The organism is Nocardiopsis sp. B62, from assembly GCF_018070675.1.
Lineage (GTDB): Bacteria > Actinomycetota > Actinomycetes > Streptosporangiales > Streptosporangiaceae > Nocardiopsis > Nocardiopsis prasina.
On record NZ_JAGPXK010000011.1, the window covers coordinates 53,317 to 66,292 of the forward strand.

Below are 12,976 nucleotides of genomic sequence, written 5' to 3' on the forward strand. Positions count from 1 at the left end.
AGGAAGAAACGAAGAATGACCGACAACACCGAGGCACCGCGCGGTCCCCACCGCACGGGGCCCGTGCTGAGCTCGACGGGGGAGGTGCCCCAGGCCACGGCCCGGGACGCCATCGGGGCCCCGTCCGAGCGCGGCCCAGGCCAGACCGCGCCGCACCCCGCTCCAACCCCCGCCCCCGTACCGGCCGCGGCCACCTCCGAAGCGGTCGAGGCCAAGGCCGACACCGAACGCGGCCGCAACGCACTGCTCGCGGCGCTGGCGCTGCGCGGCGGCGCCGCCCGGAACGCCGAGGGCACTGAGAAGGCCGAAGAGCGCTACCGCCCGGGCCGTCCGACCCTCGCGGTCGCGGCCATCGCCGGTCTGATGCTCGTCGCCGCCCCGTTCGGCCTCTCCGCGGCCAAGGAACACCAGGCCGGTGCGCCGCTCCAGACCGACCTCGCCTCCGGCAGCTTCGCGGACCCGTCCAGTGCCTCCGCGTCCGCCTCCGCCTCGGGGACGGGCGTCCAGGGATACGTTCCCGAGGTACAGCCGAACGCCCCCGTCCTCCCCGGTGCGGACACCGGGGCGGACCCCGGTGCCGTCCCGGACCCGGCCTCGGCCGGTGCGGGCGCCCCCGGGGGATCGGGCGGCGGAGGCCTGCCCGAACGCCCCGTGGACCCCTCGTCCGGTGGTCCTGCGGGCGCCCCGGTCGCGGGAGTGACCGAGGATGACGACGAGGACGGCGGCGAGCGCGGCGGCGACGGCACCGGCGGGGGCGGCGACGGCGTCGGCGAACCCCAGGGCGTGACCGTCGAGAAGGGCTCGCTGCTGGAGACCCTGCTCACCGAGCGCAACAGCAAGGGCGAGGAGGACACGGAGAAGTCCGAGGAGCCCGAGTCCGGCAAGGGCAAGGGGTCCGAAGAGGACACCGAGGACGACTCCAAGGGCGACGGCTCCAAGGCCGACACCGAGGGCGACGGCGCCGAGGGCGACGCGTCCGATGGTGCGGGGTCCGAGCCGCTCAGCGCCCAGACCGGGCAGAGCCTGGAGCCGCTCAGCGAGGGTGTCGAGGCGGAGGAGCAGCGTTCCACGTCCGCTCCCGAGCCCCGGTCCGCCGAGGAGGTGGAGCCCCAGTCGGCTCCCGAGCCGGAGCCGGAGCCGGAGCCCGAGCCGGAGCCCGAGCCCGAGCCCGAGCCGGAGCCGTTCCGCGCGGTCGCCGGTCCCGGCTGTGACTCCGAGGGGGCCCGCTACCAGATCCACGGTGACGGCGTCTGGCGCTCGGGGCCCGCGGGCTACGACGGGGCCGGATGTGACGACGGCTACGATGTCATGGCCGTGAGCGGCGACCCCGACGGTGGCAACACCTCCGCGGAGTGGACGTTCTGGCCCGGCGGCGCCGGTTCGACCTGCACGGTCAAGATCCTCGTGCAGAACGGCCCCGACCCGCTGTGGGCGAACGGCGTCCCCACCCACTACGAGCTGTTCGACGGCGAGAACGCCGGCGGTTCCTTCCGCGGCGGTTTCGAGGTCACCCAGCCCGACGACGGCCGTTACTGGGCCCTGACCGAGCTCCAGGACGTCGGGGACTCGTTCACGCTGCGCGCACGCAACAGGGGCCCCATCCCCGAAGGCGGCGAGGCCCCGCAGCTCCCGCTGTCGGTGGTCGAGGCCGAGTGCCGCTGACGGGAGAGTAGCCGCCGGTAACCCCGTACCGGCAGTTGGACAAGCCCGCGGGCCTCACCGGCCCGCGGGCACAGAAAGGAAGACGACAGGCGATGAACCGTCACGTGCGCGCGGTCGACCCCACCGGCGGAGCCGAGTTCCGCACCATCGGCGAAGCCCTCGCCGGCGCCAGTGACGGCGCCGTACTGTCACTGGCCCCCGGACGCTACGACGAACAACTCGTGCTCTCACGCGTGGTGACGCTGATGGCGGCCGAGGGCCCCGGAACCGTCGAGATCCTCTGCTCCTCGGGCACCGCCGTCACCTCGGTGGCCGAGGCGGTCAAACTCACCGGCCTCGTCCTGCGCGGCCGCGACTCGGAAGCCCCGGTCGTGGACGCCGCCGCCGGTCAGGTCGAACTCGCCGACTGCGAGGTGGAGGGGGCCGCCTGGGCGGCCGTCCTCGCCCGGGGCGAGGGAGCCCTGGCGCTCCGGGGCTGCACCGTGCGGTGCAGCGCGGGGGCGGGCATCGTCGTCACCTCCCCCCAGACCAGCGTCATCGAGGACTGCGTCATCGAGGACGTCGGCACCAGCGGTGTCGTCATCAACGACAAGGGTGCCCCCGAGGTACGCCGGTGCACCATCCGCGACGCGGGCGCCAACGGCGTCTACGCGGCGGGCAGCGGCGCCGGGCACATCAGCGACTGCACGGTATCGGGAACGACCAAGGCCGCCGTGGTGGTCGACGAGCACGCGGCCACGGGCCTGAGCGACCTGCGCGTGAGCGGGGTCGCCGACGACGGCGTCGTGATCTCGACCCGGTCCCCCGTGACGGTCAGCGACCTCGTCGTCGAGAAGGCGGCGGGCCGCGGCCTGGTCCTGCGCGCCGGGACCGACCCCCGCGTGGAGCGGGTCCGCGTCACCGGCAGCGGCGGCGTGGGCATCCTGGCCGAGGACAAAGCAAGAGGACACCTCCGGGACTGCGAGGTCCGGGACGCGGGCGCGGAGGGTGTCAGCGTCACCGGCCGCTCCTCCACCACCTTCAGCGGTCTGACCGTGCACGGCACGGAGGCCGCCGGAATCCACGTCACCGAGGACTCCACCGCCGAGTTCGACCGCGTCAACGTGGGACGTACAGCGGGGCCCGGTGTCGAGATCCTCTCCGGGGCGGCGCCCTTCCTCCGCAACGGCACCGTCACCGGATCCCGGAGCCACGGCGTGCGCTGGGAGGGCGGCGGCGGACGCGTGGAGGACTTCGAGGTCACCCGCTCGCGCCGGACCGGCGTGTACGCGGCGGCCGGAGCGCGCGCCTCCCTGAGCGGGGTGCGGGTCATCGGCGCCCGCGAGAACGGGCTCGCCGCCACCGGCGGTGCCGTGCTCGACCTGCGCGACAGCGAGGCCTCCGAGTGCGGCGGCGACGGCGTGGCCGCGCACTCCGAGGGGGAGATCACCGCGCTGCGCGTGCGCTCGCACGAGAACACCCGCAACGGCGTCCTGGTCGCGGCGGGCGCCCGCGCGGTGCTGCGCTCCTGCGAACTGGTCGGCAACGGCGGCGACGGGGTCCTTGTCGGCAGCAGCGAGGACGTCGTCCTCGAGGGCTGCACCGTGCGCGCGAACGCCCGGGCCGGGCTGCGCCAGACCGTCGCCGGAGGAAACGTCCAGGCCAACTCGCTGGTCAGCGAGGGCAACAACGCGGAGGACCTGTACGGGCCCGACGCCGTCGCCGAGACCGCGCCGGGAACGTCCTCCGAGGACGAGGAGGACGACGACGAGGAGCGTGGCCCGCTGGCCGAACTCCAGGCCCTCATCGGCCTGGAGAGCGTCAAGGACGAGGTCACGACCCTCATCAACCGCAACAAGATGGCCCGGCACCGGGCCGAGATGGGCCTGCCCTCTCCGCCCGTCGCCCGACACCTGGTCTTCGCCGGTCCTCCCGGAACCGGCAAGACGACCGTGGCCCGGCTCTACGGAAGGGTCCTGGCCGACCTCGACGTGCTGCGCTACGGGCACGTCGTCGAGGCCGCCCGCGCGGACCTGGTCGGCCAGTACGTCGGCGCCACCGCCATCAAGACCAGCGAGGTGTTCGAGAAGGCCCGGGGCGGCGTGCTGTTCGTCGACGAGGCGTACACGCTCTCCTCCGAGGACAACGGCGGTTTCGGCCAGGAGGCCATCGACACCCTGGTCAAGCTGATGGAGGACCACCGCGACGAGGTGGTCGTCATCGTCGCCGGATACGCGGCGGAGATGGACGGCTTCCTGTCCTCGAACCCCGGTCTGGCCTCGCGTTTCGCTCGAACCGTCATGTTCCCCAACTACCAGGCCGAAGAGCTGGTGAGCATCGTCGAGCGCCTCGGCGCCGTCCACCAGTACACGCTCTCGCCGGACCTGCGCCCGCTGCTGCTCCAGCACTTCGAGGCCCTGCCCAAGGGGCCCGCGTTCGGTAACGGCCGTGAGGCCCGCAAGGTCTTCGAGGAGATGGTGGACCGCCAGGCCCACAGACTGGGCGAGGACCCGCCCGCCGACCCCGCCGAACTCACCGTGCTCAACCCCGACGACCTCGGCGCCGTCGCCGCACAGTCCGGCGGGCCCGGCGGGGACGACGTCGCGGGCCTGCGCGCCCAGCTCGACGCGCTGACCGGCCTGTCCGAGGTCAAGTCCACCGTCAACGACCTCGTCAACGTGCTGGTCGCCGCCGAGCGGCGGCGGGCGATCGGGATGCCGGCGCCCAGCCTCAGCCATCACCTGGTCTTCGCGGGACCGCCCGGTACCGGTAAGACCACGGTGGCCCGGCTCTACGGCCAGCTGCTGCGCGCCCTGGGCGTGCTCCCCACCGGTCACACGGTGGAGGCGGCCCGCGCGGACCTGGTCGGGCGCTACATCGGTCACACCGCGCAGCTCACACTGGAGACCTTCGAGAAGGCGCGCGGCGGCGTGCTGTTCATCGACGAGGCCTACACCCTCACCCCGTCCGGGGCCGCCAACGGTGACTTCGGCCAGGAGGCCGTGGACACCCTGGTCAAGCTGATGGAGGACCACCGGGACGAGGTGGTCGTGATCGTCGCCGGGTACAACGCGGAGATGCAGCGCTTCCTCGACTCCAACCCGGGTCTGGCCTCGCGTTTCTCCCACAACGTGCGGTTCGAGGACTACTCCGACGACGAACTGGTCACCATCGTGGGGCGTATGGCCACCGACAGCGGGTTCACCGTCCCGGAGGAGACCGTGGCCGCGCTCGGGCAGCACTTCTCCGGGGTGCCGCGCACGGAGTCCTTCGGTAACGCCCGCTACGCGCGGCAGGTCCTGGAGCGCATGATCACCCGCCAGGCGGGACGCACCATCGCCCTGACCGACCCCACCCGCGACGACCTGACCCTGCTCACCCCGGCCGACGTGCCGTGACGCGCGGTGGCGCCCACCGGCCGGTGCACGACCGGCACGGGTGGGCGCCACCGTCCTCCGGTGGTCCGCACCGGAGTCCTGGGGCGTGTGCTCGGATCGGTCCTCGCGGCGCCCGTCACCGCCCTCAACGGACGCCTGTCGCGCGACGGCCTCGCGATACCGCCAGGCTGCCTCTCTCCGCGCCGATGAAGCCCGGACAGCCAACCCCGGGGCGCGGGTCCCGTTGTGCGACACCGCGCCCGCATGGCAGCGCGCAGGAGGGGCAGCCTCGCTCCACGACCCGCGAGCGATCGCCGGGCGGCGGCGCGCATCGATGACGGCTCCACCGCCCGGCGAAGGCACCAGGAAGCCACGCCCTAGGCGCGCACCAGCTCCACGACGCTGACCCCGAGGCCCGGGACGACGCGGTTCAGCCGCAGACCGGAGCGCTCGGCCACCTCGGCGAACTCGGACCGGGTCCGCTGCTTGCCGTCGCAGTGGACCAGCATGCTGAGGTCCATGAACTTGGCCGTCCGCGCGGGTTCGGGCCGCTCCGGGACCAGCACCTCCGCGAGCAGGACCCGGCCCTCGGCGGTCATGGCCGTGCGGCAGTGGGTGAGGATCCGGACGGTGTCGGCGTCGTTCCAGTTGTGGATGACGCTGGCGAGCAGGTAGGTGTCGCCTCCGGCGGGCACGGAGTCGAGGAAGCTCCCGGACTCGACACGGCAGCGCTCGGCCACCCCCTCGCGCCCCAGCGCGGGATCGAGCTGGGAAACCACCTCGGGCCGGTCGTAGAGCACCCCCCGCAGGTGCGGGTTGGCGGTGAGGATCAGGGACAGCAGGCGCCCCCGGCCGCCTCCGACGTCGACCAGGCACTCGCTGTCGGCGAAGTCGTACTCGTCCACCAGGGAACGGGTGAGCTGCGAGGAGATGTCGGTCATGCCCTGGTCGAAGACCGAGGCGGAGTTCGGGTTGGCGCGCATGTAGTCCCAGACCGGGACGCCGTGGACGGCCTCGAACACCGGACCGCCCACGCGCACCGCGTCGGCGAGGTGGGCCATGGTGGAGCGCTCCGCCGGGCTGCCCAGCCAACGCGCGAACCCCCGCATGGAGTCGGGCGCGTCCGAGCGCAGGGCTCGGCCGAGTTCGGTGAGCGCGTAGTTGCGCCCCGGATGCTCCTCGACGACGCCCAGGTCGGCGCAGGCGCGCAGCAACCGGTGGAGGGCGTCGGTGTCGGCTTCGACCAGCTTCGCGATCTCGTCGACGTGTGTCGGTTCCCCGGACATCGCGTCGGCTACACCCAGTTCGGCGGCGGCGCTCACGGCGGCCGCCACCCAACTGGAGGTGATCAGCTCGAAGAGGTGCACGGCTGGGCCGCTGAGCGGCGTCGGACCGCCGTGCACCGGGGAGAGGGGAGGAGTGGACACAGGTGTCTGGGACCTTTCGACGACTGCCCTCGACCTGTGGTCGGCCGGGGGGCGCAACGGCCTCCGGAAGGCCAGGCGACACGCTATATTACTCCCTGGATTTTAACCAATACAGAGAGTGGGTATGGCTGTGGCGGTCGAAGAACCGGGGTCCTCCGCCGAGAGCCGGGCCTCACAGGCGCTCCACGTCCTGAACACGAGGACGGTGGTCCGCTCCTTCAGCGACAGACCCGTGGAGGACGACCTCCTGAACCCCCTCCTGGACGCCATGCTCGCGGCCCCCTCCGCCTCGAACAAGCAGGCGTGGGCCTTCGTCGCCGTTCGCCGCACGCGCACCCTGAAGCTGGTCCACGCCTTCTCGCCCGGCATCATCGAGCGCCCTCCCCTGGTCGTGGCGGCCTGCTTCGACCGCTCCCGCGCGGTGGGCGGCGGCGCCTGGGACGAGGGCATGCTCTGCGTGGCGATGGCCGTGCAGAACCTGCTGCTCGCGGCGCACGCCCTCGGGCTCGGGGCCTGCCCCTCCGCCAGTTTCCGCAAGGGCCCGGTGAGCAGGTTCCTCGGGCTTCCGGACCATCTCCTGCCATTGCTCCTGGTGTCGATCGGGCACCCGGACCGAACCCCCGAGACCGCGCCGAGGCGCGGCCGGAACGAGGTGATCAGCCATGAGTGCTGGGGTCAATGACGACCGCGTCGGTGAGGAACTGGTCCTGCTCGCGGCCTACCTGCTCAGCAGCGGGAGAGGGCTGCTGGAGGAGCCGGCCGCCTACGGGCCCCTCCGCTGCCTGGACGCCGCCCGCCGCGTCCTCTCCCTGCGGTCCCGGATCGGGGTTGCCGACAGCCCGGAACTCACCGACCTGCGTGCGCGCATGGACGACGTCATGTGCGGGGCGATGGCCGACCGGGAGCTGGACGTCCTGCTCGACGAGTTGTGTGACCGGCTCGCCGCAGCCCTGGAGGAGCCCGGTGCCGTTTCAGCCTGAGACAACGCTGCCCGCCGAGGAACCCGGCGCGGGCCGGGAGGTCCGACCGCGGACGGGCGAGGTGTTCGACGCGAGCTGGTTCACCCCGGCCTGCGAACTCCTGCTGGAGCGCGGCGACCACGCCCTCATCGGGGTCAGCGCCGGGAACAGCTACTTCAGCCAGCAGCGGCTCACCCAGCTCCTGACCTGGACGGGCTGGCGGTTCGCCGCCGTGGACCTGCTCTACACGGACCTGCACCTCGACACCATGTACCTGGCGTCGGGCGACGACCAGGCACAGGCCGCCAGGAGGACCACCCGCGCACTGCGGGACGTGCGGCGTCGCGTGCGGCGTGCGATGGAGGTGGCCCCCCGCGTACCCGCCAGGGTCCGTGCCCTGGCCCTGTCGGAGACGGTCGACCTGCCGGGGTACCGGTCGGCCCTGGGACGGATCGACCGTGAGCTCACCGAGAACCCGAGGGTGCGGCGCGCGTGCGAGGAGCACGTGCGGCGGATCGTCGGCGGTGGACCCGGGGCGCCGGAGGCCCGCTTCGCGGCGGGGTTGTCCTACCTGCGCGCCGAACTGCCCTTCCTGCTCAGCACCCCCGAGGTACTGGGAGTGCCCTCGTCGGTGTGCTGCTACCACGAACTGCTGCCGCTCCTGGTCGAGCTGGAGGGGGACACGTCCTGTCTCCAACCCGGCCAGGGGCATCTCGTCCTGAGGCCGAGGTAGACCAACGGGGCGGGGGAGACCCCGCCCCACGGATTCAGGCGGGGCGCACGTCCATCACTGACTCCCCGTCCGGCACCCGGTGCACCGAGTGCAGGGCCAAGCCGACCTCCGCGAAGAGCCGCTCGTACTCCTCCGACGAACGCGGGGCCGCCCCGTAGAGCACGAACATACTCAGGCCGATGGCCTCCACGAACGCGCTCGGCCGGGCACGCTCGGGGAGGTGCCCGACGATCAGCAGCCGCGACCCCGCCGTCATCGCCGCGCGGACGTTGGCCAGGATACGGACCGCGTCCCGGTCGGACCAGTTCTGCATCACGCGGGCCATGACGTAGACGTCGGCTCCCTTGGGAACCCCCTCGAAGAAGCTGCCGCCCACCACGGAACACCGGTCGGCGACCCCCTCCTCACGCAACAGCCGGGGGGCGCCGGCCACCACCTCCGGGAGGTCGAAGAGGACTCCCGTCGCCTCGGGGCGGGCCCGCAGGACGGCGGCGAGCGTGGCGCCCTCCCCGCCGCCGAGGTCCACCACGGTCCCGGCCCCGGCGAGGTCGGCCGCGTCCAGCAGGGTCCCGGCGGGGGTGGAGGCGTTCATCGCCCGGTTGAAGACCTCCGCCGCGTCCCGGTTCTCACCCAGGTAGTCGAAGAGGTGGCTGCCGGTGTGGATCTCGAACGCGGTGCGGCCCGAGCCCACCGAATCGCCCAGCCGGGTCCACGCCCGGAAGAGGTCCCCGTAGGTGCACATGCGAAAGAGGTCGCGCAGGCCCAGGGGGTCGTCGGCGCGCAGGTGGTTCCCGGAGGGGCTGAGCGCGAACACTCCGGGCGCGGTCTGTGCCACGAGTTCCGTCGCCGTCACCGCCCGCATGACCACGAGCAGGCGTTCCTCGGGCACGCCGACCTCCCGTGCCAGGTCGGCGACAGTGCGGGGCCCGTCCGCCAGCGCCTCCACGACGCCCAGTTCGACCATCGCCGAGACCGCGTGGATCAGCATGGCCGAGGACACGAGCCCCGACAGCGGCGCCTCCGTCCGCTCCGGCGGGGTGGCGGCCCCGTCCACCCGTCCCACGTCGACCAGCACACCGTCTCCCTCGCGCACCGCGGCCCCGCCCCTCGTCCGAATGTCAGTCACAGGAAGTGACGATGCCAGGTGGCGGGGGTGTCCCGTGGGGTTTTCGGGGAGCGGCTCCGGGGCCGCTCCCTTGTGCGCACGATCGTCGCCCGCGGCATTCGGTCGCCGCGTCACCGACCTCCACGACGCCGCCGTGCGGATCGACGTGATCGCGCGGCTCAGCCGGGAGTTCGACGGGTCGGGGCGGGGTCACCCCGCCCCGACCGGTACGTCCGACCGCCTAGCCGGTCGGCATCACGTTGATGAGCTTCTTGTTGACGAACTCCTGGATGCCCGCGGCGGAGAGCTCCTCCCCGTAGCCGGACCTCTTGGTGCCGCCGAAGGGCAGGGACGGGCGGGTCAGGGTCGGGTGGTTCACGAAGACCATGCCGGTGTCGATGCGCCGGGCGACCTCCGCCCCGCGGGCGATGTCCTCGGTGAACACCGAGCCGCCCAGTCCGAACGTGGAGTCGTTGGCGATCCGCACCGCGTCCTCCTCGTCCTCCGCTCGGAAGAAGAGGGCGACCGGGCCGAAGAACTCCTTGTCGTAGACCGGGTTGTCCCTGGTGAGGCCGGTGATGATCCTCGGCTGCGCGAACGCGCCCTCCTCGGGCACGGGATCGCCCGGGGTGACCACCGTCGCTCCGTGCTCCTCGGCCTCGTCCACGAGTTCCTGGAGGTCGTCCGCGGCGCTCTGCGACGAGAGCGGTGGCAGGGTCGTCGCGGAGTCGAACGGGTCACCCGCCCTCAACCGCGCGAAACCCTCGGCGAAACGACGCAGGAAATCGTCCGCCACCTCCTTGACGACGATGATCCGCTTCGCGGCCACGCAGCTCTGCCCGGCGTTGTTGAGCCGACCCGAGAGCGCGCGCTCGACGCTGACGTCGAGGTCGGCGTCGCCCAGCACGATGAGGGCGTCGCTCCCCCCGAGTTCCAGGGTGCTCTTCTTCAGCTCCTCGCCCGCCTGGGCCGCGACGCTGGCGCCTGCCCCCTCGCTGCCGGTGAGGGCGACGCCGCGCACACGCGGGTCCCGGATCGCCCGGGTGACCTGGTCCTTGTTGGCGTAGACGTTGGTGTAGGCGCCCTCGGGCGCTCCGGCCTCCCTGAACAGGGACCCGAAGGCCGCCGCCGACTGCGGGACGATCGAGGCGTGCTTGACCATCACGACGTTCCCGGCCATGAGGTTGGGAGCGGCGAACCGCGCCAGCTGGTAGTAGGGGAAGTTCCAGGGCTGCACACCGAACAGCACCCCGATCGGATCGCTGACCACCACGGCCTCACCCGCCTGCGGGTCCTCGGTCGCCACCCTCTCGGGGGCGAGGAACTCCTCGGCGTTGTCGGCGTAGTAGTCCAGGATCGAGGCGGCAAGCTCGACCTCGCCGCGGCTCTCCTCGAAGAGCTTGCCCATCTCCAGGGTGAGGAGCCGGGCGAAGTCGTCGGGTCGATCGCGAAGGATCTGGGCCGCGCGCCTCACCACCCTGCCGCGTTCGTCGAAGGACTTCGTGCGCCACGACTCGAAGGTGGCATGGGCGGTGCCGATGGCACGGTCCAGCTCCTCGTCCCCGATCTCGGCGAAGGTCGCCAGGGTCTCGTTCGTGTAGGGGTTCGTGGTCGCGTAGGCCATGGTGTTCCCTCCGTCCGGGGCGCCAGCCAGCGGGGGCCGGGCCTTCGAGGAGCGCGCCGCGCGCTCCGCACGGGTTCGGTCTCGTAGGGACCCTGCTCGTTCGAAGGGGAGTCCGAAACATGCCTTTTGTGGCTTTGTGGTGGTTTTGCGGTTCGGCTCGCCGTCGCCGAGATCAGGCCAGCTCGGGTTTGCCGAACATGACCGCGTACCCGGAGGGCAGATGGCTCAGCAGCTGGTTGAGTTCGCCGCCCGACACCGCCTTGGCCACGGTGCTGAGAACCGCGCCGGAGTCCTGCTGGGCGGTCAGGGGCCGGGCCCCGGTCTCCTCGGCCACGCGGCTGTGGAACTCCTCGACCCCGAACGGCTCCGCCTCCAGCTGGTCCTCGGGCCGGAGGGCCTCGTCCAGCGGTTCCGGGATCTGCGCGGCCAGGTGGTCCAGGCTGGTTCCGGGCAACCGCTGCGCCAGGACCGAGAACACCGCGCGCGTCACCTGCTCGGCCTCGCGCTGGTCCTCGTACTCTCCCGCGTCACGGACCTCGGCCAGGAACTCGTCGTAACGCATCCTTCCTCCTCGTCAATCGACTTCGAGTGCCTTGGGGACGAGCCTGCCCGAGTGTGCCCGCGCCAATCACGAACACCGGGAGCGAACCGAGCGCGGCGGAACCCGTGCTCACCAGCCGGTGAGGAGCAGGTGGTTGACCAGCAGCGCCGTGCCCGCCTGGACGGTGAGCCAGGCCCTGTGGTGGTTCACCGGAAGGAGGGCGGTGGCGGGCACGAGCCACAACACGAACGGCAGCCAGATCCGCTCGGTCTCGCCCTTGCTCATCCCGGACAGGGTGGCGGCGGCGACCGCGCAGAGAGCGGCGGCCACCAGCAGGGCCGTCACCGCGTCCTCCCGCGAGGGCGCCCGGCGCAGCCCACGCACCGCGCCCGGCACCCGCGCCAGGGCACGGCGCGCCCCCACCACGGCCGCCAGCCCGGCCGTCAGGCACACGGTGGCCAGATTCGCCCAGACCCAGTAGCCGTAGGGCCGGACCGCCGCCACCCCCTGGTAGTAGCGCTCCACGAGCAGCTGGTACCCCTCCCACCACCAGAACCCCGACGCGGTGAAGGCGGCGGTCACCGCCAGGGCGCCCGCCAGCGCGTAGGGGAGGGGGCGCGCGGTCCGCGCGCACAGGAGCACGGTCACGGCGAGGACGCCGATGAGCACGAGCCCGTACGACAGGTACACCGACCACCCCAGGAGCACGCCCGACACCAGCGCGGTGGAGCGCGGAGCCCGTGCCCGAGGCGAGGACGCCACGGCGAGGAGGGCGAGCCCCCACGCGGTGACCGCCGCGAAGTAGCCGTCGGCGGAGACCCCCACCCAGACGGCGGAGGGCACCAGAACCAGGAACGGGGCCGCCCGGCGGGCCGCCGCCTCGGCTCCGAGCGCGCGCATGGCCACCAGGACCGCCGCCCCGGCGGAGGCACCGACCACGATGCACCAGATCCCGGCCCACGCCCCGCCGCCCAGACCGATCCGGTCCAGGGCGACGAACGTCAGGACCGCGCCCGGCGGGTGCCCCGCCACGTGCGTGGGCCAGTTGTCCGGCTGCCCCACGAGGATGTGCTGGGTGAACGTGTTCAGTGCGGCGCCCACGTCGTGGAAGCGGTCCACCGACGCCAGGTACTCGTAGGGCGACAGGAGACGGTCGGCTATGCCGCGCCGCCAGCCGTCGACGAGCGCCAGAGCCGTGGTCCACAGCACGGACACGCCCCAGACCGACCACACCAGGGGCCGCCAGGGCAGCGCACGCGCCGTCGAGGGACCGTGGAGGACCACCACGAGGGCCAGGGCTATGGCGGGCAGCGTGCCGGGCCCCACATGGGGGAGCCACGTCGCGTACAGCGGTGGCCAGGCCACGTACAGGACACCGTGGGTGCTCTCGATCCAGGTGCCGACCACCGAGGCGGTCGCGAAGAGGAGCACGGCCAGGGCGGCCACCAGCGCGTCGGCGCGGAACTCGGAACGGCGCGCGTCGCCCCCGTCCCGGACCTTCCTGTGGAGTTCGGGCTGCGTCACGTCGTCACCGTAGGTCAGGCCTGAGCCTTGAACCGGTTGCTCCGG

At 72.6% G+C, this 12,976-nt stretch carries 10 protein-coding genes; 5 read left to right on the plus strand and 5 right to left on the minus strand.

Annotated elements, in window-relative coordinates; all coding sequences use genetic code 11:
- Positions 1–15: 15 nt before the first annotated feature.
- Both KBX21_RS13980 and KBX21_RS13985 read left to right on the plus strand, forming a co-directional pair.
- The gene (locus KBX21_RS13980) at positions 16–1,662 is read left to right on the plus strand and encodes a hypothetical protein (protein ID WP_210842163.1); all 1,647 of its coding nucleotides are present in this window, start codon (positions 16–18) and stop codon (positions 1,660–1,662) included.
- 92 nt (positions 1,663–1,754) lie between these two features.
- Positions 1,755–5,039, plus strand: coding sequence for a right-handed parallel beta-helix repeat-containing protein (locus KBX21_RS13985; protein ID WP_049572035.1), 3,285 nt, complete (start codon positions 1,755–1,757; stop codon positions 5,037–5,039).
- 356 nt (positions 5,040–5,395) lie between these two features.
- Here KBX21_RS13985 and KBX21_RS13990 read toward each other — a convergent pair whose 3' ends face one another.
- Positions 5,396–6,445 carry a methyltransferase gene (locus KBX21_RS13990; RefSeq protein WP_307869211.1) on the minus strand — a complete coding sequence of 350 codons (1,050 nt, stop codon included), beginning with the start codon at positions 6,443–6,445 and terminating at the stop codon, positions 5,396–5,398.
- A gap of 124 nt (positions 6,446–6,569) precedes the next feature.
- On the opposite strand from KBX21_RS13990, the gene KBX21_RS13995 reads away from it, so the two are divergent.
- Genes KBX21_RS13995 through KBX21_RS14005 form a run of 3 tightly spaced genes read left to right on the plus strand, consistent with a single transcriptional unit; the run spans position 6,570 to position 8,137 of the window.
- Positions 6,570–7,127: a nitroreductase family protein gene (locus KBX21_RS13995; protein ID WP_210842164.1), complete on the plus strand. Its 558-nt coding sequence runs from the start codon at positions 6,570–6,572 to the stop codon at positions 7,125–7,127.
- On the plus strand, positions 7,108–7,425 hold the full coding sequence (locus tag KBX21_RS14000; protein WP_049572043.1) for a DUF6092 family protein: 318 nt from the start codon (positions 7,108–7,110) through the stop codon (positions 7,423–7,425). The genes KBX21_RS13995 and KBX21_RS14000 overlap by 20 nt, the downstream gene beginning before the upstream one ends.
- On the plus strand, positions 7,409–8,137 hold the full coding sequence (locus KBX21_RS14005; protein ID WP_307869212.1) for a tRNA-dependent cyclodipeptide synthase: 729 nt from the start codon (positions 7,409–7,411) through the stop codon (positions 8,135–8,137). Before KBX21_RS14000 ends, KBX21_RS14005 begins: the two co-directional genes overlap by 17 nt.
- A gap of 34 nt (positions 8,138–8,171) precedes the next feature.
- Here the strand turns inward: KBX21_RS14005 and KBX21_RS14010 are convergent, their stop codons facing one another.
- From KBX21_RS14010 to KBX21_RS14025, 4 genes are all read right to left on the minus strand, one after another.
- The gene (locus KBX21_RS14010; protein WP_374225727.1) at positions 8,172–9,230 is read right to left on the minus strand and encodes a methyltransferase; all 1,059 of its coding nucleotides are present in this window, start codon (positions 9,228–9,230) and stop codon (positions 8,172–8,174) included.
- Positions 9,231–9,483: 253 nt separating this feature from the next.
- Positions 9,484–10,866 carry an NAD-dependent succinate-semialdehyde dehydrogenase gene (locus tag KBX21_RS14015; RefSeq protein ID WP_210842165.1) on the minus strand — a complete coding sequence of 461 codons (1,383 nt, stop codon included), beginning with the start codon at positions 10,864–10,866 and terminating at the stop codon, positions 9,484–9,486.
- Positions 10,867–11,038: 172 nt separating this feature from the next.
- The gene (locus tag KBX21_RS14020; RefSeq protein ID WP_017544378.1) at positions 11,039–11,428 is read right to left on the minus strand and encodes a DUF2267 domain-containing protein; all 390 of its coding nucleotides are present in this window, start codon (positions 11,426–11,428) and stop codon (positions 11,039–11,041) included.
- A 108-nt stretch (positions 11,429–11,536) separates the two neighbouring features.
- Positions 11,537–12,931 (minus strand): hypothetical protein, encoded by a 1,395-nt coding sequence (locus tag KBX21_RS14025; RefSeq protein ID WP_049572050.1) that lies wholly within the window; start codon positions 12,929–12,931, stop codon positions 11,537–11,539.
- Positions 12,932–12,976 lie beyond the last annotated feature (45 nt).